Here is a 22,656-nt window from a genome sequence, read left to right as displayed (position 1 = left end):
CTATGGGTTTTACAATGCCGGAGTACATAGAACCGGATTTTAACCAGGAATTTTTACAAAAAGCGCCGGACGCTGTGATGGCGGCCGTGGAGAAAGATTTTGTGGCGCCGGATAATTACCACGCGACAACAATTTTTCCAGAGTATTTTAAGGTTAATGGCCAGTGGATACTGGCAAAGGAAAGCCGTATGGACTGTGTGGCGGTTTACGATCATGGCCAGATCCGTGTAGTAGAGTTTCGGAACCTGAAAAAGGGAGACCTTGTTTTTGTGGGGCGCACTGAGGATGGCAGCGAAGGCATCTATGTCTGGCCCCACGGTTTTAACCAGGGGAAAATTCGGGAAAATGAAGACACTTTTGCCTTCAGGGCTTTGCGCTCCAGGGAGACCGCCTACTCTAAAGATTACGATGAGCTTTATGAGCTTTTAAAATATGAAAAGGAGGGCGGCGGAAATATTTTATGGGTCATGGGGCCGGCCTGCGCCTTTGACGCGGACTCAAGAAACGCCTTTGCTGCCCTGATCCGGGCTGGCTATGTCCAGGGATTAATGGCGGGAAATGCCCTGGCAACCCACGACCTGGAGGCAGCTTATCTTCGAACGGCCCTGGGGCAGGATGTCTATACCCAGGAGAGTATGCCGGGCGGACATTATAACCACATTGACACCCTTAACAAGGTCCGGGGCTGTGGAAGTATCGAAAATTTTGTCGGCGAGGGCTATGCCGGCGACGGGATCATGTATGAGTGTGTGAAAAATCATGTACCTTACGTCCTTGTCGGCTCCATCCGTGATGACGGCCCTCTGCCGGAAGTTTTCGGCAATGTCTATGAAGGCCAGAACGCCATGAGAGATCTTGTGCGCAAGGCTACCACTGTCATCTGTATGGCGTCAGCCCTCCACACCATTGCCACTGGGAATATGACCCCCTCTTTCAGGGAGTCCGATGGAAAAATCCGTCCGCTGTATTTTTTCTCCGTAGATATTTCGGAGTTCGCGGTGAATAAGCTGAGGGATCGGGGAAGCCTTTCTGTGAAAACTTTTGTGACCAATGTTCAGGATTTCATTGTCCATGTGCGCAATGGGTTGAATCTAACGGAAGAGTAGAGAACACGATGAAGATAAAAATAACGAAGGGGGTTGTCTATGCGTAAAGAAGCATCTATGGATCAGTGGAGAGCGCTGTACGATATTACAGATCATTTAAAACAGATGGAGCCCTGGAATCTGTTCTTTGACACGGATCTTTTATGTATACAGTCGGAAGAAGCGGAAAATATTGTGTTTGTCAGCATTATGGGGCGGGCCGGACAATGTTTTGGCTATACCGTCTATGAGGGTATGGAAGGTCTGGCCGATTTTGATATGATTGCCACGGCGGACCACAGCGGGCTTCCTATGGACTATCTGATGTATGAGCAGAGTTCTCTGTGCTGTTACTGGGGGGATCGGGAGGAAGTGCCGCCACCTCAGAAGAAAAATATTACTGCTCTAGGGCGCAAATACCGGGGGCGGGGACAGTGGCCTTACTTTCAGTCTTATAAGCGACGTTACGCCCCGTTTACCCCGGATGCCCGTGAGGTGGATGTGATGATCCGGGCCATTGGTCAGGCCATAGCCTTGGTGGAGGAAATGAACCGGGGACAGTTGAAAGCCAATTTTGACGCCGGGGATGCTTTGTGGCGGATCGCCGATCCGGTAACCGGACAATGGCGCAGTGAAATAGCGCCTCTTCCCTATCGTCAAAAAACCTATCCTATGCTGGATCTGGCCGATGAGGTGCTTAAAAAGCGGCTGCAATTAAAACCAATGATCGACGTCTGCCTGATTATGGAATTTGCCTATCTTAATGGTGCAGTGAAAGACGATCATGAGGATAGGCCTGTAAATCCGCTCCTGTTTATTGTGGCAGATGAAGATCAGGAAATGATTTTGTCCATGAATATGTTAAGTCCAAAGGATAAAGAGGAGGAGATCGTCCTTGGATTTTTTGTCAACTATGTTTTAGAGTATGGACGTCCGGATATGATCAGGGCGAGAAATCCATGGATACTGACGGCTTTGGATAAGCTCTGTGAGGATTGCGATATTGCCGTCGAAGAAGAAAATATGGAACTGATGGATATGATCTCAACTGGGTCATCATTGGCGTGATCGCGGTAATCATAATGATATTTTTCAATTATTTATCTGCCCAGATCCGGGACAGCCGGCGTCAGGAGATCACATATAATGAATTTCTGGAATGGATTAATAATGATGAAGTCCGGGAAGTCCTTGTAAAAAATGATGGAACCATTGAACTGACACGTAGTGATGAGGATCCGTTCCTTGGCATGGTGTATTATACCGGGCAAATGAACGATCCGCAGCTTACTGAACGTCTGGACAACGCGGGGATAGATTTCCGCCGTGAGATTCAGCAGTCCAGCAGCACCCTGATGACGATACTGCTGTATTATGTACTGCCTCTGGTAGTCATTTACGTGGTTATGGTCTTTGTATTCCGGGCCATGTCCAAAGGCGGCGGCGTCATGGGGGTGGGAAAGAGTACCGCTAAGGTCTATGTACAGAAGCAGACCGGCGTTACGTTTAAAGATGTGGCAGGTCAGGAGGAGGCCAAGGAATCTCTCCGTGAGATCGTAGATTTCCTTCACAATCCGGAAAAGTACACTCAGATCGGAGCGAAACTTCCCAAGGGCGCCCTTCTTGTAGGCCCTCCTGGAACAGGTAAAACTCTCCTTGCCCGGGCTGTGGCCGGAGAGGCCAACGTGCCCTTTTACTCCCTGTCCGGTTCGGATTTTGTGGAAATGTTTGTGGGCGTGGGAGCTTCCCGTGTCCGCGATCTGTTTAAGCAGGCCCAGCAGTCCGCTCCGTGTATCATTTTCATTGACGAGCTGGACGCTATTGGAAAGAGCAGAGATTCCCGCTATGGCGGCAATGACGAGCGGGAGCAGACGTTGAACCAGCTCCTCTCAGAGATGGACGGTTTTGACGCCTCCAAAGGTATTATTATCCTTGCGGCCACCAACCGGCCGGAAATTCTTGACAAGGCTCTGCTGCGGCCGGGACGTTTTGACCGGCGGATCGTTGTAGAGAAGCCTGACCTGAAAGGCCGTATTGATACGCTGAAAGTCCATGCCCGCAACGTGCGCATGGATGAGACTGTAGATTTTCATGAGATCGCCCTGGCGACCAGCGGCGCTGTGGGTTCTGATCTGGCCAATATCATTAATGAAGCCGCCTTAAACGCGGTAAAACATCACCGTCAGGCGGTGTCCCAGCAGGATCTTTTTGAATCGGTGGAAGTTGTTATCGCCGGTAAAGAAAAGAAAGACCGGGTTCTCAGCGAAAAAGAGCGCAAGATTGTATCTTATCACGAGGTGGGCCATGCCCTCTGCGCAGCTCTCCAGAAAAATACGGAACCGGTGCAGAAGATCACTATTGTGCCAAGGACTATGGGGGCTCTTGGCTATACTATGCAGGTGCCTGAGGAAGAAAAGTATCTCATGTCCCAGAAGGAGATTGAGGAAGAACTGGTTGTCCTTTACGGAGGCCGGGCTGCGGAGTATGTCCGCTTTGACTCTGTTACCACCGGGGCCTCCAACGATATTGAGCGGGCCACAGCTCTGGCAAGGGCTATGGTGACCCAGTATGGTATGTCGGAGCGCTTTGGGCTAATGGGACTGGAGTCTATTGAAAACCGGTATCTGGACGGCAGAGCTGTGTTAAATTGCGGCGATGCCACAGCCGGGGAGATTGACCAGGAAGTCATGAAAATCCTGAAAGGGGCCTATGAGAAGGCTGTAGCCCTTTTAAAAGATAATCTGGAGGCTCTTGATAAGATCAGCGCCTACCTTATTGAAAATGAAACCATCACCGGCAAGGAATTTATGCATATCTTTAATCAGGTACGCGGGATTCCCGATGATGAAGATGTTCTGGAAAAGAAAGGACCAAAAGAACCGCCCAGACCTGAAATGCCTGAAAGAAATCCGGACGCGGATCCGTCCCGGAAAAACACACCTTCTGGAGGGAACCCTTTGTTTAAAGTGTCTATGCCTCCGGAACAAAATGGCGGGGGCTCATCCCAGGGCCGCCAGACGCCGCCGTTAAGCGAGGATAGTGTGTGGCCGCCGGTGAAACATAATCCTTCTGAGGAGGAAAGCCCGGAAAATCCTACGGGAAATCAGGATCATCCTGAAAATCGCGGCAGCCAGGGAAGTCCTTTTGTATCACCGGGCTCCATTAAAGAATAATTAATTGCGAATTATCAGACTGCAGGGAGACCTGGGGGGACATAGAGCGCCCTTCAGGTTTCTTTTATGCTCCGGGACAGCGCGTCTTACAGGAAAAAACTGTCCATGGGTATGGAGAAAGGATATATTTGTTATGTTTGATATTGAAGAAGAACTTAAAAAGCTGCCGGCAAGTCCGGGTGTTTACATTATGCATGACAGCCACGATGATATTATCTATGTCGGCAAAGCCATCCGCCTGAAAAACCGTGTCCGCCAGTATTTTCAGAACAGCCGGAATCTTTCACCTAAAATTGCCAGTATGGTCCAGAAGGTGGCACGTTTTGAGTATATTGTGACGGATTCCGAGCTGGAGGCTCTTGTCCTTGAATGTAATCTGATCAAAGAACACCGGCCTAAATATAATACAATGCTCAAGGACGATAAAACCTATCCTTACATCCGGGTGACAGTCAATGAGCCTTATCCCCGGATCATGATGACCCGCCGGGTCAAAAAGGACGGCGCCAAGTATTTTGGTCCCTTTACCAGCGGACTGGCGGTGAAAGATACCATTGAGCTGCTGAGAAAGATTTATAAAATACGAAGCTGTAATCGGACTCTGCCAAATGACAGGGGAAAAGAGCGGCCATGCCTTTACTACCATATGGGTCAGTGTTTTGGACCATGCCAGGACTATATTTCTCAGGAGGAGTATCGGAAAAATGTGTCCGGAGCTTTAAGTTTCCTTGGAGGAAACTATAAAGAAGTGGCTCAGACGCTTCAAAATAAAATGCAGGAAGCTTCCGATGCCATGGAATTTGAAAAGGCCATTGAATATCGGGATCTTTTAAACAGTGTTAATCAGATCTCCCAGAAGCAGAAGATTACCAGCACAAGCCATATGGATGACAGGGATGTGATCGCCTTTGCCAGAGCCGGGGACGAGGCGGTTGTCCAAGTGTTTTTTATCCGGAGCGGAAAGCTTATCGGCCGGGATCATTTTTACCTGACAGGAGTAGAAAATGACAGCCACAGGGAACTCCTCACCGCCTTTGTCAAGCAATTTTACGCCAGTACCCCTTTTGTTCCGGGAAATCTTCTCATACAGGAGGATATTGACGAGAGGGATGTGATCACTCAGTGGCTTTCGGAGCGCCGGGGGCAGAAAGTGACTATCACTGTGCCAAAAAAAGGGGAAAAAGAGCGCCTTGTGGAGCTTGCGGCCAATAATGCCAGCATGGTTCTTCAAAAAGACAGTGAGAAAATCCGGCGGGAGGAAGCACGAACTACCGGTGCTGTCCGGGAGATTGGCAGGGCTTTGGATATTCCGTCGATTATGCGTATTGAGGCATTTGACATTTCCAACATCAGCGGTTACGAAAATGTGGGGTCCATGATCGTTTATGAAGATGGCAAGCCAAAGAAAAACGCCTACAGGAAATTTAAGATCAAATGGTTTAAAGGGCAGGATGATTACCAGTCTATGGAAGAAGTTCTTACCCGCCGGTTTATCCACGGCCTGGAAGAGCAAAAAGAGCTGAGGGAAAAGAAAATGCCGGATTCCATGGGAAGCTTTTCGGTTTTCCCGGACCTGATCATGATGGACGGCGGCAAAGGCCAGGTGAATGTGGCCCTGAAAGTTCTCGGCAGCCTTCATCTCAATATTCCCGTATGCGGTATGGTTAAAGATGACCACCACAATACCCGTGGGTTGTATTATAACAATCTGGAGATTCCTATCAGTAGGACGTCGGAAATGTTTAAATTGATCACAAGAATACAGGATGAGGCTCACCGGTTCGCCATTGAATATCACCGCAGCCTAAGACAGAAAGGTCAGGTTCACTCAGTTCTGGATGATATTGAGGGCATAGGCCCGGCGCGGCGCAAAGCCTTGCTTCGACACTTTAAAGAAATTCAGGCTATACAAAACGCCACGGTGGATGAACTGGCGGCTATTGACTCTATGAACATGGCGGCAGCCCGGAAGGTTTACGATTTTTTCCATTGATGTACATTGTCAGATATGGTAAAATAATACTGTATTTCGGGCCGGAAATCAGCGCCCATACAACGGGGGCTTGGCCTGTGAAACAGTGTAAAGGAGGCGGCCTATGTTTGAAGATGGCAAAGGCAATTACAGTGTAAAGCTCAGCAAAGTTATTGATAAGCTGGGACTTATTAATCTGAATCCGGAGATTAACACAAGCAAGATTCTTATTAAGCAGCCGGATATTAACCGTCCGGCCCTCCAGTTGGCGGGGTATTATGATTTTTTTGACAATAACCGTATCCAGATTATTGGAAATGTGGAATATTCATATATTAACCAGGTGTATGACGATAAAGGCGCGGCCAGTATTGAGCGCATGTTCCAGTTTGGAATACCGTGTCTGATTTTCTGCCGCAATAATCGTCCCTGCGATGCCATTATCGCGCTGGGGAACAAGTACGGGATACCGGTACTCCTCACAGACATGGGGACTTCCTATTTCCTGGCAAAAGTGATGCATGTTCTTAACGAGGAACTGGCGCCGAGAATATCCATCCACGGTGTTCTTGTAGATGTTTACGGCGAGGGTGTGCTGATTATCGGCGAGAGCGGCATCGGAAAAAGCGAGGCGGCCCTTGAGCTGATCAAGCGGGGACACCGCCTTGTATCCGACGATGTGGTGGAGATTAAAAAGATTGGCGAGGATGTCCTTGTGGGCACAGCGCCGGACATTACCCGCTATTTTATTGAACTTAGAGGGATCGGCATTATTGATGTAAAGACATTGTTCGGTGTTGAGAGCGTTAAGGAGACGCAGAATATTAATCTGGTTATTAAGCTGGAAGAATGGGACCGTGACCGGGAGTACGACCGGCTGGGCATGGAAGAACAGTACACGGAGTTTCTCGGCCACAAAGTGGTATGCCACTCCATCCCCATTCGTCCGGGACGTAATCTGGCCATTATCGTAGAATCTGCGGCTGTCAATTACCGTCAGAAGCAGATGGGCTATAATGCAGCCCATGAGCTGTACCGGAGGGTCACGGGAAATCTTCAGAAGAAGCGTGCTGAGAGCGAGAACAGCGATGCTCAGCAGTAGTCACAGGCTTAGCTTAGCGGCAGGCACAGGGCGGCCTGCGGAATATCAGGGGGCCATCACTGCCGGATGAGTATAATGTCCAGGCAGTTGAGATAAACTTTTTACACATTAAGGAGGATACTTAAAATGGCTAAGATTTGTTTTGGTATTGATATTGGGGGAACCACTGTCAAGATCGGCGTTTTGTCCATGGAGGGCAAGTTCCTGGACAAGTGGGAGATCACTACCCGTACAGAGGAAAACGGCAAATATATTCTTGGAGATATTGCGGATTCTCTGAAAAAATATGTGGCTGACAAAGGCATTGATATGGCGGATGTTGTGGGCGCCGGCATGGGCGTTCCCGGCCCCATTAAAGATGACGGCACAGTATTAAAGTGTGCCAACCTTGGCTGGGGCGTATTTAACTGTGCCAAAGAACTGAGCGACCTTCTGGGGGTTCCTGTAAAGGCAGGAAACGACGCCAATGTCGCCGCTCTCGGCGAGCAGTGGCAGGGCGGCGGCAAGGGCCATGACGACCTTGTTATGGTGACTCTGGGAACTGGTGTCGGCGGCGGAATTATTTTAGGCGGCGAGATCGTTGCAGGTGTCAACGGCGCGGCCGGTGAGATCGGACATATTCACATTGTAGCGCCGGAAGATACCATCGGCACATGTGGATGCGGCAATCATGGATGCCTTGAGCAGGTGGCTTCCGCTACAGGTATTGTTAAGCTGGCAAAACGTCTCGTGGAAGAGACAGACACACCTACATCCCTGAGAGATCTGCCTCAGATTACCGCGAAAGATGTTCTTGACGCGGCGAAAGCCGGGGACGCAGGCGCCGAAAGCGTTGTTGATAAGATGGCAGGATATCTTGGCGACGCTCTGGCTGCCATCTGTGCTGTTGTCAATCCGGAGATCATTGTTATCGGCGGCGGCGTATCCAAAGCCGGACAGTATCTCATTGACAAGATTCAGGCAGCTTTCACACCCAATGCTTTCCACGCGCTGAGAGACACCCAGTTCGCTCTGGCTACCCTTGGCAATGACGCCGGCATGGTGGGTGCCGCGAGACTGGTACTGCAGTAAGGGGTTACGAGCGCAGACAGTGGATCTGGAAAATATGTCTGAACCGGTGCTTTAGACGATTATATGTGAGGATTAAAACCCTCTTTCCCAAAGACAGGCTGTAGTAATGAACCGGCTATGGGCCGGATTGTTACAAAATACAGGGCAATCTTTGCGGGAAGGGGGTTTCTCTTTATATCTGGCGTTTTTTTCTCAGATCTGTCTGAATGGCTGGGAAATGTAAGTTCCTTTACACAATCTTAACATTTCACAGGGGAGGATTTTACAAAAGTCTGATAACATAGTATACGCAAATACTATAACTTGAGGTGTTAAAATTCAATGAAAGATATTTATATGAACAGAGAGCTGTCCTGGCTTAAATTTAATGAGAGGGTTCTGGAGGAAGCTGAAAATGAAAATGTTCCCCTGTGCGAGCGCATGTCCTTCGCTTCCATCTATCAGAGCAATCTTGATGAATTTTTTATGGTCCGGGTCGGCTCTTTAATGGATCAGAAACTTTTAAACAAAGAGATCCGGGACAACAAAACAAATATGACGTCCCAGGAGCAGATTGATGCTATTTTAAAGAAAGTCCAGAAGCTGAACCGCCGCCGTGACAGCGTGTACGCGGAGATTATGGAAAAGGTGGAGGACTACGGTTTTCATTTGACAACCTTCAGAAAGATGGAAAAAGAAGATGAGTCTGTTATGGAAGCCTACTTTGACGGAGAGATTGCCCCCCTGATCTCCCCAACCATAGTGGGAAAGCGTCAGCCCTTTCCGTTTTTGAGAAACAAAGAAATTTACGCCATTGTCATTCTTGAGACAAAAAATAAAAAAGAGCGCATGGGCATAATCCCGTGTACAAGCAATATCTTTGGCCGTCTGATTGAGATTCCCGGAAAAAGCGGCTATTTCGTATTATCCGAAGAAGTTATCCTTCATTTTATCGCCAAAGTTTTTAAAGGCTATTCTGTAAAAGCAAAATCTCTGATCCGTATTACCCGAAACGCGGACATTGACACCGATGCCCTCTATGATGAGGATCTGGATTACCGGGAATTTATGGCGGATCTGATCAAAAGCCGTAAGAAACTATCCCCGGTGCGCCTGGAACTTTCCAGAGAGATGGACGGGGATGTGGTAGACGTGCTTTGCCGTTATCTGGAAGTGGAACGCAGCCACGTGTTTCGCGGGGACGCGCCTCTGGATATGTCTTTTTTATCTTCGGTCCGGGATAAACTGAGAAAAAATCCGGAACTGTTTTTTGAAAAACGGGTGCCTCAAAAATCCCCTCAGTTCGAGGAGGGACGCTCTATTATTGAGCAGATCAAAGAAAAGGATAAAATGCTGTCCTACCCCTATGAATCTATTCGCCCATTTTTAAACCTTCTCAATGAGGCGGCCCACGATAAAAGTGTTGTTTCCATTAAAATGACACTGTACCGTCTGGCCCGCCACAGCAAAGTGATCGAAGCCCTTATCGAAGCCGCCGAAAACGGCAAAGAAGTTGTTGTCCTTGTGGAGCTGAGGGCAAGATTTGATGAGGAAAATAATATTGAGTGGTCCAGACGGTTAGAGAACGCCGGATGCCAGGTTATTTACGGATTGGAAGGCTATAAAGTCCACTCCAAGCTATGTCTGATCACCCGGAAAAACGAGGGGCAGATCGAGTATATTACACAGATTGGTACAGGAAATTATAACGAGGCCACAGCCCGTCTCTACACCGATCTTTCTCTTATGACCGCTAACGTGGATATCGGTCTTGAGGCCGCTAATATTTTCCAGTGCCTTGCCAAAGGCGAATTTGTGGAGCAAACAAAAAATCTTTTAGTCGCTCCAAAATGCCTGCAAAACCGTGTGCTGGATTTGATTGATGAGGAGATCGGCCACGCCAAGGCCGGGGAGCCTGCCTATATCGGCCTGAAATTAAATTCTCTCACTGATAAAAAGATTATTGATAAGCTTATTGAGGCGTCCTGTGCCGGAGTCAAGATCGACATGGTGATTCGAGGCATTTGCTGCCTGATCCCCGGCGTGGAAGGGGCCACAGCCAATATCCGCGTCCTGAGCATTGTGGGACGTTTTCTGGAACATTCCAGAATTTATATTTTCGGCTGCGATGGCCGGGAAAAATATTATATTTCTTCTGCGGACTTTATGACCCGAAATACGGTGCGCCGTGTGGAAGTGGCAGCTCCCGTTTTTGACCGTGACCTGCAGATGGAGTTGAGCGAAATGTTTATCATGCTGCTGAGCGACAACCAGAAAGCCCGCCGGGAGGATTCCAACGGCAATTATACGATCTCCGATGAAGGAGAGTCACCATTAAACGCCCAGGAGGAATTTTACGCTCATGCCTATGCCAGAGCGGCCCAGTAGTCAATTGCTCCGCAGCAAGCTGACCGGGCATGAAAATAGTTAACGCAGTGTAAGCTGCGGGGCATTGACCCTCGCGGCGTTTGCCAAATGGACCCGCAGGCGCGTCCGCTTGACTCACTGCTCGCGGGAATAAAGGAGATTATACATGTTAAAGACCTATGTGCTGGATACCAACGTTCTCATTCAGGCACCTTACGCCTTTGAATGTTTTGAAGATAATCAGGTAATCGTGCCTGTGGTTGTTTTAGAGGAACTGGATAAACTTAAAAATGGCGAGGGTGAAAAAGGGTACAATGCCCGAACTGCCATACGTTTTCTTGAGGAGCTGCGCCTTAAAGGCGACCTGCTGGCCGGCGTGGAATTAAAGTCCGGCGGATTACTTCGGGTGGAGAAGAATTTTATCAGCGTAGAACTTCCTCAGGATATGCCGGAGGACCGTATGGATAACCGTATCCTGAAAGTTTGCCTTGGATTAGCCCGGTCTCAGTCTGATCCGGTAGTTCTTGTCACAAAAGATATGCTTTTGAGAGTGAAGGCCCAGATCGTAGGTATTAAAGCCGAGGACTTTACAACAGAACAGGTAGGCACCCATGACGGCCAGTATGAAGGTCGGATCAGCGTCTATGCCCCGGAGGAAATCTTTAAGGATTTTAAGAAAAAGGGCATTCCCGTCTCTATGGTCTATACCTGCGACAGCGAAGGCAATCGGATAACTCCCCAGCTTTGGGAAAATGAGTTTGTCATTATCAGCGCGGATCAGTCCACAAAAAAGACTCAGCTTGGACGGGTGGAAAACGGGATCATACATAAGCTGGAATATAAAAAGGCAAAGCCCTACGGGGTATCGCCGAGAAACTGCGGCCAGTATTTTCTCCAGGAGGCCCTTATGCAGCCGGCGAAAAAAGCTCCGCTGGTGATCGTCAAAGGTATGGCGGGGACGAGCAAGACATTTTATTCTCTGGCGGTGGGGTTGGAGAAAATGATCAACAACCCTACAGGGGAATACCGGAGAATCCTCATCTGCCGACCAAACGCCCAGTTTGATTCAGACATCGGTTTCCTTCCTGGAGATGAGCAGGAAAAGATCTCTCCCCTTATGCGTCCCATTATGGATAATCTGGAGCAGCTTGTGGATTCCAATGAAGAGCTGCGCTTTGAAAACGAGAGGGAACTTCAGGGAAAAGTGGAAGAAATCTTTGAGAGGGGGATCATTCAGGCGGAGGCCCTGAACTTTATCCGGGGAAGGTCCATTATCAAAACCTATCTGATCATTGACGAGGCCCAGAATATGACGCCGGCCCAGGTCAAGGGGATCATTACAAGAGCCGGCAAAGACACAAAGATCATTCTGCTGGGAGACCCAAACCAGATCGACCGCCCGTTTCTGGACGAGCGGACCAATGGATTAAGCTACGCCTCTGAACATATGAAAGGGAGCCCTCTGTGCTGGCAGATCACTCTGACGGCGGAAGAGTGTGAGCGCTCCGGATTGGCCATGGACGCCATACAAAGGCTGTGAATAGTAACATAATGTGACCTCAATATCATAAATAAGAAAAGGGAAAAAGAGGCGCAGCGGCGGAAATTTTTTTCGCCGCTGTCGCTGTATCGAAGGATTATTATGGAAGATATAAAAGTGACCTATAAACAGATACGGGATGATGAAGAAGTCAATCTTTTAATTGAGAAGGGCAACGATGTGTTGGGTGTTTTGGGATACACCGAGCATTCACGCAAACACGCCGCGAAGGTGGCTCAGACTGCCGGGCAGATTTTAAAAGCGCTTGGCTGCGGGAAAAAGACGGTGGAGCTGGCAAAGATTGCCGGGTACATGCATGATATCGGCAACAGTATTAACCGCAATGATCATGCCCACAGCGGGGCTATTTTGGCTTACGATATATTAAAGGCCCGTAAAATGCCTTTAAGTGATGCCATATGTGTGGCCTGTGCCATAGGTAATCACGACGAGTCCACAGGTACGGCGGTAGATATGGTGTCTGCCGCCCTGATCCTGGCAGATAAGACCGATGTGCGCAGAAACCGTGTACGCAATACGGTGATCTCCAGTTTTGATGCCCATGACCGGGTCAACTACGCCGTACTGTCTGCCACCCTGACGGTACATCCGGAAAAAAAGGTGATCCAGATGGATATGTACCTGGACGATTCTATGTGTACAGTGATGGACTATTTTGAAATTTTTCTCCAGCGTATGATCATGTGCCGGAGAGCCGCCCAGGTTCTGGGCTGCCGTTTTAAATTGGTAGCCAACGGCAGCAAGCTGTGTTAAGATAAGACCGTGTATATGCGGAGTAACTATTCAGCCGCGCAAGCGGCGGCAAAACAGCGTTAGCTGGGAGAATCCGAGATGCATGGCAATAGTTACTATGCGGACAGCCGCCGATAGAAAAAGGCTTGAATATCCAGGGTAAATCATGTAATATAAATACTATTAAATGATGGATTGGAGAGCAGCCATGACAACAGAATTTATAAATGCATTGACAGAAATCGTTGGAAAAGGCGCCGTCCGTTTTGACGAGCCGATGAGCCTGCATACCACCTTTCGTATCGGCGGACCGGCTGATCTTTTTGTCATACCGCCAGATGAACAGTCTCTGGTGAAGGCTGTGGAGTGCTGTAAGCAGTGGGAGATTCCCTGGATGATCATTGGAAACGGCAGTAATCTTTTAGTTGGCGACAAAGGTATCCGGGGCGTTGTTTTTCAGATTTTTCAGACCATGGATCAGGTGTCTTTTGAAAGGCTGGATGGCTGTCAGGTCCGTGTTCAAGCAGGGGCTGGGATCTTACTGTCCCGCCTGTCCCGTCTGATCGCCGGGGAGGGGCTGGAAGGCTTTGAGTTTGCCAGCGGTATTCCGGGAACCTTTGGCGGGGCAGTGACTATGAATGCCGGCGCCTACGGGGGCGAGATGGGGCCTCTCATGGATTTTGTCAAAGTATTGACCGTCCGGGGAGAACTCCTCTTTCTTAAAAAAGAGGATCTGGCTATGGGTTACCGGACAAGTATTATCCAACGGGAGCAGATGATCGTACTTGAGGCTTCCATGCTGCTCTGTTATGGAGAACCTGGGGATATAAAGGCCAGAATTGAGGATTTTTCACTCCGCCGCCGGGAAAAGCAGCCACTGGAATATCCCAGTGCCGGAAGCACCTTTAAACGGCCGGAAGGCTATTTTGCCGGAAAGCTGATCCAGGACGCCGGCCTGAAAGGCTGCCGCGTAGGAGGGGCTCAGGTGTCAGAAAAACACAGCGGCTTTGTCATCAACACGGGAAGCGCTACAGCCAAAGATGTTCTTGAGCTGATTCGCTATATTCAGACTGTTGTCCAGGAGAAGTTTAATGTTTGCCTGGAACCGGAAGTGCGGATCGTAGGAGAATTTTAGACATTGTACACATATGTGCCGGATAAAGCCTGTGCCATCAGGCGGAAAGAGGTGAGAGGGATGCGTTTTGTAATTGTAACTGGAATGAGCGGCGCCGGAAAGTCGTCAGCCTTAAAAATGCTTGAGGACGCTGGCTATTTTTGCGTAGATAACTTGCCGATTCCTCTGATTGCCAAGTTTGCGGAAATCGGCCTTCAGGAGCCGGAGATGATGAATAAAGTAGCGCTGGGGATTGATATTCGCAGCGGAGAGGATCTTCCTCAGCTTCTCCCCATGCTGAATCAGCTTTCCCTGAGCGGTATCCATTATGAAATATTGTTTCTGGATTGTCAGGATTCTGTCCTTGTTAAGCGTTTTAAGGAAACACGCCGCAGCCATCCCCTGATGAAAGAGGGACGGATCGAAGAGGGGCTGGCCAGCGAGCGCCGGCAACTGACATTTTTAAAAGAAAAGGCAACTTATATTATAGATACGTCCCAACTTCTTACGAGAGAATTAAAATCTGAAATTGATAAGATATTTGTGAAAAATGAAAATTATCAGAGCTTTTTTGTCACCGTTTTATCCTTCGGCTTTAAATATGGTATACCTGCCGACGCGGATCTGGTATTTGACGTGCGCTTTTTGCCCAACCCTTATTATATTGACGAATTAAAGGCAAAAACAGGAAATGACAAAGAAGTTTCCGATTATGTATTAAAATTTGAAGAAGCGGGCATCTTTCTTGAGAAGCTGGTGGATATGATCGAGTTCCTTATTCCCAAATATATGAATGAGGGAAAAAATCAGCTTGTCATTGCCATCGGCTGTACCGGGGGCAAACACCGCTCCGTAACTTTAGCCAATGCCTTTTATCAGCGGCTGTCTGGCCATGCTTACGGTATTAAGGTGGAACACCGGGATATTGACAGAGACCGCCGTTATATCCAGCACTGATCCCGCGCAGAAAAGGAGCAGCAAGAAGATGTCGTTTTCCTCAGTGGTTAAAGAAGAATTATCCAGGCAATGTCCATCGGCCAGACATTGCCAGATCGCGGAGATGGCCGCGATCCTGTCCATGTGCGGCCGGGTATTGATTGATGAAAATGATAAAATTTCTATAAAAATTCATACAGAAGTTATTTCTGTAGCAAGAAAGTACTTTACATTATTGAAAAAATCATTTAATATTAATAGCGATGTTTCTGTTCGGTGTAATTACTACTTAAAGAAAAGACGAACCTACATTGTTACAGTATCTCAGGACGCTATGGCGCGCAGGATTCTGTATGCGACACGGCTGATGACGCCCGAAGGCCAGATACGGGAAGATTTTTCCGTATCCGATCACATTCTTGTTCAAAATCCGTGCTGTATGCGGGCCTTTCTGCGGGGCTCATTTTTGGCCGGAGGATCTGTAAGCGATCCACAGAAAACATATCATTTTGAAATTTCTTGTTCCAGTAATGAAAAGGCACTTCAGTTATTACAGCTTATGGCTCAGTTTAATATCGAAGGCAAGATTATTGTCAGGAAAAAGCACTACATTGTTTATATCAAAGAAGGTGCGCAGATTGTTGATATGCTTAATGTTATGGGCGCCCACAATTCCCTTATGGAGATGGAAAATATTCGTATTCTCAAGGAGATGCGCAATAGCGTCAACCGTCGGGTAAATTGCGAGACTGCCAACATTAATAAAACTGTGTCCGCCGCTGTAAAACAGGTGGAAGATATTACACTTATCAGAGATTCCATAGGCTTTAGCCAGCTTTCTGACGGCTTGAAGGAGATTGCTTATCTGCGTTTGGAATATCCTGAGGCAACCCTGGTGGAGTTGGGAAAGATGCTCAGCGAACCGGTGGGAAAATCCGGAGTTAATCACCGTCTGAGAAAGTTAGGCATGATAGCAGACGAGCTTCGATGTCACGGGCATTGAAACGTAAGTAAGGAAGGCGAGGTACAAAATATGGTTGCAAAGGAAGTTACAGTTAAAATTCCAACCGGATTAGAGGCTAGGCCGGTAGCGTTGCTGGTTCAGGTAGCCAGTCAGTATGACAGCAGCATCTACCTGGAGAACGGAGACAAAAAAGTAAATGCGAAAAGTATTATGGGGATGATGAGCCTTGCCATCAGTGAAGGGGAAAACGTTACAATTATCGCAAATGGCGCTGATGAAAACAAGGCTGTAGAAAACATCGAAAAATATCTGATTGGTCAGGAAGTCAGCAAGTAATTACATTTTTATTTTCTGGAATAAGAAAGAACGCGATGAATCCCATATTGTAGCTGCCGGAGAGCATTTCCGGCAGCATTTTTTTCTAATATGGTAACAGCTTTGCCATCAGGGATGGCGCGTTTTTGTAAATAAGCGGGCTGAATTGTTATAAAATGAGACAGGCTACCGGTATGGAGTCTGTAAGATTTGACAGGAGGTTTTAAAGATGACAAAGGAAGAAATCAAAGCGCGGGTAGAATCCAACGGGTTCGCGAAACATATTGGTATTGAGATCCTTGAAGCGGATCAGGGACACGCCGCAGGGCGCATTGTGCTTGCGCCGATCCACGGCAACCCTATCGGTTCCATCCATGGCGGATGTATTTTCACCCTGGTTGACACCATCGCTGGCACTGCCTTCGTGTCCACAGGGAAGTCCTGTACGACACTTTCCTCCAATATTGATTTCCTTAACGCAGCTATTAAGTCTAAAGTGCTGACTGCCAGGGCAGAGCCGGTGCGGATCGGAAACCATATCGCGGTATTCGACGTGCGCGTCACTGACGAACGGAATGTACTGATCGCCCGGGCATCTGTGACTTTTTACGTGTTAAACAGCAAGTAACTGATCCATATATTGTTGCCATGAATGGTAACAATACAGCCGGAAAATTTAGAGAAAGGCTGGAAAAGTTGGGAGGCTTTTATGAGCTTTACACATTTGCACGTCCACACAGAGTACAGTCTGCTGGACGGTTCCAATAAAATTAAAGAACTGATCGGCCGGGTGAAAGAGCTTGGCATGGACAGCGTGGCCATTACCGACCATGGCGTTATGTATGGTGTTATCGACTTTTACCGGGAAGCGAAAAAAAACGGCATACGGCCCATTATCGGATGCGAGGTTTATGTGGCGCCGGGGTCCCGTTTTGAAAAGGAAGGACGGGATGACAGCCGGTATTATCACCTTGTGCTGCTGGCGGAAAATGATGTTGGGTACCACAATCTGATCAAAATCGTCTCCAGAGGCTTTACCGAGGGGTTTTACTATAAGCCCAGGGTGGATAAAGAGCTTCTGCGTCAGTACAGCGAAGGAATCATCGCTTTAAGCGCATGCCTTGCCGGAGAAGTGCCAAGTTATATTACCAAGGGGCTCTATGACGAGGCTGTGAAAGCGGCCCTGTCTCTGGAGGAGATTTTCGGAAAGGGTAATTTTTTCCTGGAGCTGCAAGATCACGGCATTCCCGCACAGCGTATGGTCAACCAGGCCCTTTTGCGTATGAGCCAGGAGACCGGCATCGGCCTTGTGGCGACCAATGATATCCATTACACTTATGCCGAGGACGCCCAGGCCCACGATATTCTTTTGTGTATACAGACAAACAAAAAGGTCAGCGATGAAAACCGTATGCGCTATGAAGGCGGGCAGTATTATGTAAAGTCGGAAGAGGAGATGAAAGAACTCTTTCCCTATGCCCTGGAAGCCCTGGAAAATACCCACCGGATCGCCATGCGCTGCCAGGTGGAGATCGTATTTGGGGAATACAAGCTGCCCCAGTATCCTGTGCCTGAGGGCTATGACGCATGGACTTATCTTCAGAAACTTGCCTGGGACGGCTTTGCCCGCCGCTATGAAAATCCCGGCCAGGAACTTAAAGACCGGCTCACCTACGAGCTTGATGTGATTCACTCCATGGGGTTTGTGGATTATTTTCTGATCGTCTGGGATTTTATAAAATATGCCAGAGACCACGGGATCATCGTCGGACCTGGCCGGGGCAGCGCTGCGGGGAGTATTGTGTCTTACTGTCTGGAGATCACAAAGCTTGATCCCATTAAATACAGTCTCCTTTTTGAGCGCTTTTTAAATCCTAATCGTGTGACCATGCCGGATATTGACGTGGATTTTTGTTTTGAGCGGCGCCAGGAAGTGATCGACTATGTGGTGGAGAAATACGGCAAAGACCGGGTGGTACAGATCGTCACCTTTGGTACGATGGCGGCGAGAAATGCTATCCGTGATGTGGGAAGAGCCCTGGATCTGCCTTACGCCCAGGTGGACATGGTGGCAAAAATGATCCCCACAGAGCTTGGGATCACCATTGATAAGGCGCTTAAAATGAACCCGGAGCTGCGCTCCCTCTATGAAAAGGACGAGCAGGTTCATTATCTAATCGACATGTCTAAAAGACTTGAAGGATTGCCAAGACATACGTCCATGCACGCCGCCGGCGTTGTCATAAGTCCAAAAGCGGTGGATGAATATGTCCCCTTGTCCAGAGGCGCCGACGATGCCATTACCACCCAGTTTACTATGACAACACTGGAGGAGCTTGGACTGTTAAAAATGGACTTTCTGGGGCTGCGTACATTGACAGTGATTCAGAACGCGGAAAAGCTTGTCAACCGCCGCCCTGGCGTCCACCTGGATATTGACCAGATCAATTACAATGATCCAAAGGTTTTTGAACTGATCAGTTCAGGAAAAACCGATGGTATTTTCCAGTTGGAAAGCGCGGGTATGAAAAACTTTATGAAAGAGTTAAAGCCTGCCAGTCTGGAAGATATTATCGCCGGGATTTCTCTGTACCGTCCAGGTCCTATGGATTTCATCCCCAAATATATTAAAGGCAAAAACGATCCCGCCTCCATCCACTACGACTGTCCGGAACTGGAGGAGATTCTGGCCCCAACTTACGGATGTATTGTGTACCAGGAGCAGGTTATGCAGATCGTTATGAAGCTGGCCGGATATGATCTGGGCCGAAGCGACCTTGTCCGCCGCGCCATGTCCAAAAAGAAAGCGGACGTCATGGCAAAGGAGCGGGAATATTTTGTCTACGGCAATGAGGAGCTGAATGTCCCCGGTTGTATTAAAAACGGCATTGACGAGGCCACCGCCAACAAGATTTTCGACGAGATGGTGGATTTTGCCAAATACGCCTTTAATAAATCCCACGCGGCGGCCTACACCATCGTATCCTATCAGACCGCCTTCTTAAAATGTTATTATCCGGTGGAGTTTATGGCGGCCCTCATGACGTCAGTCATTGAAAATTCTTCCAAAGTGGCGGAATATATTATGACCTGCCGCCAGATGGGCATTGATCTCCTGCCGCCGGATATTAACGAGGGGGAGAGCGCCTTTTCCGTGACAGACGGAAAGATACGTTATGGACTTTCCGCTATAAAAAGTATCGGAAAGCCGGTCATTGAGGCCATTGTGTCGGAGCGCCATCTTGGCGGCCCATTTAAGAGCATGACAGATTTCTGTGAGCGGATGGCCGGCAGGGAAGTCAACAAGCGGACCATCGAGAACTTTATTAAAGCCGGCGCTTTTGACAGTTTCGGGTACACCCGCCGCCAGCAGATGATGGTCTACGTGCGCATCCTTGACCAGGCGGTGGCTGATAAAAAGAAGTCTATGACCGGGCAGATGTCCCTTTTTGATTTTGTGGGGGAGGAGGAGAAAAAAGCTTTCGAAATCCGTTATCCCGATGTGGGAGAGTACGACCGGGAGGCTCTTCTGGCCTATGAGAAAGAAGTTCTTGGTGTGTATATCAGCGGCCATCCCCTGGAAGCCTATGAGAAGGCGTGGCGGAGAAATATTACCGCCGTGACCACAGATTTTGAGACCGATGAGGATAACATAACTGACGCCCACATTTATGACGGCCAGACCGTTATCGTTGGCGGCATGATTACGGGAAAGACTGTAAAGACGACAAAACATGACCAGCTCATGGCCTTTATCACCCTGGAAGATCTTTTGGGTACGGTGGAAGTGATCGTATTTCCAAGAGATTATGAAAAATACAGGGAGTATCTCAATGAGGACGAAAAGATCTATGTCCGGGGCCGGGTATCTTTAAGTGAAGATGCCAAAGGCAAGCTGATCTGTGAGAAAGTGGTGGCCTTTTCACAAATTCCTAAGGAAGTGTGGATACGTTTTGACGACAAGGAAACGTTCATGAAAAACGAAAACCGGGTGTATCAGGCCATTGAAAACAGTGACGGTCAGGACCGGGTGGTGATCTACTGCCAGGCCCAGAAAGCCATTAAACGTCTGCCGGCTATTTATAATGTGTCTGGGGACGAAGGGCTCTTATATCATCTCGGTGAAGAGTTTGGCAGCGAAAACATCAAAATCGTACAAAATGCCTTGAAAATGTCTTAATTTTATATTAAAATTTAAGTGCTTATAATAGTTCAGCCATCAGGGATGGGCGGGATGAACTGTTGTAAGTGGTTTCATTGAATTGCAACAGCTCATTGATCAGATAAAAGATGACAGAAATTGGAGGTAATGTCATGAGCGAGAAGAAGATTAAGACCATTGGTGTTCTGACCAGCGGCGGCGATGCACCGGGTATGAACGCGGCTGTCCGCGCTGTTGTCCGTACAGCTATTGCCTATGGCTGTTCGGTGAAAGGTATACAGAAAGGCTTTTCCGGACTCCTCGATGATGAAATTATTGACTTAAACGCCGGAAGCGTTGCAGATATATTAAGCCGGGGCGGCACATTTCTCTACACGGCCCGGTGTCCTGAATTTAAGACTCTGGAAGGGCAGAAGAAAGGTGCTGAGATCTGCCGCAAGCACGGCATTGACAGTGTTGTTGTTATCGGCGGCGACGGATCTTTTCAGGGAGCCCAGAAGCTGGCTGCCCTTGGAATCAACACCATTGGCATCCCCGGAACCATCGACCTGGATATTGCCTGTACCGAGTATACTATCGGCTTTGACACAGCGGTAAATACGGCTATGGAAGCTATTGATAAAGTCCGGGATACATCCACATCCCATGAGCGCTGTAGTATTATCGAGGTTATGGGAAGAAACGCCGGATATATTGCCCTGTGGTGCGGTATCGCCAACGGCGCTGAGGATATCCTCCTTCCGGAACTTTACAACTTTGATGAGGCGGCCATTATTGACAATATTATAAAGAACCGCAAGCGGGGGAAAAAGCACCATATTATTATTAACGCCGAGGGTGTAGGTCACTCCACCAGTATGGCCAAACGCATTGAGGCGGCTACAGGCATTGAGACCCGCGCCACCATTCTCGGTCATCTCCAGAGAGGCGGAAGTCCTACTGCCAAAGACAGAGTCTATGCGTCTATTATGGGAGCCTATGCCGTGGATGCCCTTATGGCCGGAAAGTCCAACCGGGTAGTTGCCTACAAACATGGTGAATATGTAGATTATGACATTGACGAGGCTCTGGCTATGCAGAAGGATATTGATCCCTTCCAGTACAGCGTCGCCAAAATCCTTTCAATTTAAAATAACAGTTCAGCCATCAGGGACGGGGCTGAACTGTTAGCAATAGCTGTGACATCAGGGATGGTGCAGGCTGCCGCAGACAGGCGGCACAATACCACAAATGATCAGGGGCAGGAGCGCTGTGAGGGCGTTTCTGCCCTTTGCTGACGGAGGAATTCTATGATTACAAGTTTAACAAATTCACAGATCAAACATGTGGCGGCACTTCAGAATAAGCACCGTTACCGGGAGGAGCAGGGCCAGTTTGTGGCCGAAGGGATAAAAATGGTAAGTGAGACGCCGGAAGAACTTTTGGAACGGATCTATATCAGTGAGACCTTTGTGCCGGACAGACGGCTTACATCCTGGCTTGAGGGAAAAAAGACGGAGACCGTGTCTGAAAAAGTCTTCCGGGGGCTTTCTATGACCCAGACGCCCCAGGGAATTCTGGCGCTGGTGCGTATGCCACGGCGGGACGTAAAGAGTCTGCTCAAAAAAAGTGCTTTTCTCATCCTTGAATCCATCCAGGACCCAGGAAATCTTGGAACCATGGTGCGCACTGCCGAGGGCGCCGGGGTGGACGCTATTTTTATGAGCAAAACCTGCGTAGATATTTATAATCCAAAGGTGGTTCGCTCAACGATGGGATCACTGTACCGGGTGCCTTTTGTGTATGTGGACGATCTTCACGGTCTTTTAGAAGAGATGAAAAAGAATAAGATCACTCTCTTTGCAGCACACCTTAAAGGGGAGAAATACTATTACGAGGCGGACCTTTCGGGAAAATGCGCTTTCCTTATAGGCAACGAAGCCAATGGCCTCACATGGGAGACGGCCTCTATGGCGGACACTTACATTAAAATTCCCATGTCCGGTCAGGTAGAGTCTCTTAACGCGGCTATGGCAGCGGGCATATTGATGTACGATATGCGCCGGCAAAAAGAAGCGGCCGCCAAAAAGATTGTTTTGTAAAAAGAGGCAGCTTATGATATAATGTTTACAAACGCGCCAGTG

At 48.5% G+C, this 22,656-nt stretch carries 17 protein-coding genes; all 17 read left to right on the top strand.

Annotation, left to right across the window (positions count from 1 at the left end):
• Positions 1-2 precede the first annotated feature (2 nt).
• The 17 genes from HNP82_RS00475 to HNP82_RS00395 all read left to right on the top strand — a co-directional run bounded on the left by HNP82_RS00475 (position 3) and on the right by HNP82_RS00395 (position 22,614).
• The gene (locus HNP82_RS00475; protein WP_183770259.1) at positions 3-1,106 is read left to right on the top strand and encodes a putative NPN-dependent ornithine cyclodeaminase; all 1,104 of its coding nucleotides are present in this window, start codon (positions 3-5) and stop codon (positions 1,104-1,106) included.
• Positions 1,107-1,145: 39 nt separating this feature from the next.
• Complete coding sequence (locus HNP82_RS00470) at positions 1,146-2,153, top strand: DUF7309 domain-containing protein (RefSeq protein WP_183770257.1); 1,008 nt, start codon at positions 1,146-1,148, stop codon at positions 2,151-2,153.
• A gap of 14 nt (positions 2,154-2,167) precedes the next feature.
• Entirely contained in the window at positions 2,168-4,258 is a 2,091-nt protein-coding gene (gene ftsH / locus HNP82_RS00465; RefSeq protein WP_183770255.1) for an ATP-dependent zinc metalloprotease FtsH, read from the top strand.
• 133 nt (positions 4,259-4,391) lie between these two features.
• Positions 4,392-6,251 carry an excinuclease ABC subunit UvrC gene (gene uvrC, locus HNP82_RS00460; protein WP_183770252.1) on the top strand — a complete coding sequence of 620 codons (1,860 nt, stop codon included), beginning with the start codon at positions 4,392-4,394 and terminating at the stop codon, positions 6,249-6,251.
• 103 nt (positions 6,252-6,354) lie between these two features.
• Positions 6,355-7,332, top strand: a complete 978-nt coding sequence (hprK, locus tag HNP82_RS00455; protein ID WP_183770250.1) for an HPr(Ser) kinase/phosphatase — start codon at positions 6,355-6,357, stop codon at positions 7,330-7,332.
• A 126-nt stretch (positions 7,333-7,458) separates the two neighbouring features.
• Positions 7,459-8,403: an ROK family glucokinase gene (locus tag HNP82_RS00450; protein ID WP_183770248.1), complete on the top strand. Its 945-nt coding sequence runs from the start codon at positions 7,459-7,461 to the stop codon at positions 8,401-8,403.
• Between the two features lie 321 nt (positions 8,404-8,724).
• Positions 8,725-10,770: a polyphosphate kinase 1 gene (ppk1, locus tag HNP82_RS00445; RefSeq protein WP_183770239.1), complete on the top strand. Its 2,046-nt coding sequence runs from the start codon at positions 8,725-8,727 to the stop codon at positions 10,768-10,770.
• Between the two features lie 145 nt (positions 10,771-10,915).
• On the top strand, positions 10,916-12,289 hold the full coding sequence (locus HNP82_RS00440; RefSeq protein ID WP_183770237.1) for a PhoH family protein: 1,374 nt from the start codon (positions 10,916-10,918) through the stop codon (positions 12,287-12,289).
• Positions 12,290-12,391: 102 nt separating this feature from the next.
• Positions 12,392-13,063 (top strand): HD domain-containing protein, encoded by a 672-nt coding sequence (locus HNP82_RS00435; RefSeq protein ID WP_183770234.1) that lies wholly within the window; start codon positions 12,392-12,394, stop codon positions 13,061-13,063.
• 187 nt (positions 13,064-13,250) lie between these two features.
• Positions 13,251-14,177, top strand: coding sequence for a UDP-N-acetylmuramate dehydrogenase (gene murB, locus HNP82_RS00430; RefSeq protein WP_183770233.1), 927 nt, complete (start codon positions 13,251-13,253; stop codon positions 14,175-14,177).
• A 60-nt stretch (positions 14,178-14,237) separates the two neighbouring features.
• Positions 14,238-15,113 carry an RNase adapter RapZ gene (gene rapZ, locus HNP82_RS00425; protein ID WP_183770231.1) on the top strand — a complete coding sequence of 292 codons (876 nt, stop codon included), beginning with the start codon at positions 14,238-14,240 and terminating at the stop codon, positions 15,111-15,113.
• A 28-nt stretch (positions 15,114-15,141) separates the two neighbouring features.
• Positions 15,142-16,095, top strand: coding sequence for a DNA-binding protein WhiA (gene whiA / locus HNP82_RS00420; RefSeq protein ID WP_183770229.1), 954 nt, complete (start codon positions 15,142-15,144; stop codon positions 16,093-16,095).
• 30 nt (positions 16,096-16,125) lie between these two features.
• Positions 16,126-16,392 (top strand): HPr family phosphocarrier protein, encoded by a 267-nt coding sequence (locus HNP82_RS00415; RefSeq protein ID WP_183770228.1) that lies wholly within the window; start codon positions 16,126-16,128, stop codon positions 16,390-16,392.
• A 208-nt stretch (positions 16,393-16,600) separates the two neighbouring features.
• Positions 16,601-16,999 carry a PaaI family thioesterase gene (locus HNP82_RS00410; protein ID WP_183770226.1) on the top strand — a complete coding sequence of 133 codons (399 nt, stop codon included), beginning with the start codon at positions 16,601-16,603 and terminating at the stop codon, positions 16,997-16,999.
• A gap of 81 nt (positions 17,000-17,080) precedes the next feature.
• The gene (locus tag HNP82_RS00405; RefSeq protein ID WP_183770224.1) at positions 17,081-20,551 is read left to right on the top strand and encodes a DNA polymerase III subunit alpha; all 3,471 of its coding nucleotides are present in this window, start codon (positions 17,081-17,083) and stop codon (positions 20,549-20,551) included.
• A gap of 134 nt (positions 20,552-20,685) precedes the next feature.
• On the top strand, positions 20,686-21,663 hold the full coding sequence (pfkA, locus tag HNP82_RS00400) for a 6-phosphofructokinase (RefSeq protein WP_183770222.1): 978 nt from the start codon (positions 20,686-20,688) through the stop codon (positions 21,661-21,663).
• 159 nt (positions 21,664-21,822) lie between these two features.
• Complete coding sequence (locus HNP82_RS00395) at positions 21,823-22,614, top strand: TrmH family RNA methyltransferase (RefSeq protein WP_183770220.1); 792 nt, start codon at positions 21,823-21,825, stop codon at positions 22,612-22,614.
• Positions 22,615-22,656 lie beyond the last annotated feature (42 nt).

Source organism: Catenibacillus scindens (assembly GCF_014202115.1).
Classification (GTDB): domain Bacteria; phylum Bacillota; class Clostridia; order Lachnospirales; family Lachnospiraceae; genus Catenibacillus; species Catenibacillus scindens.
This window is presented reverse-complemented; position numbering and strand designations above follow the sequence as displayed.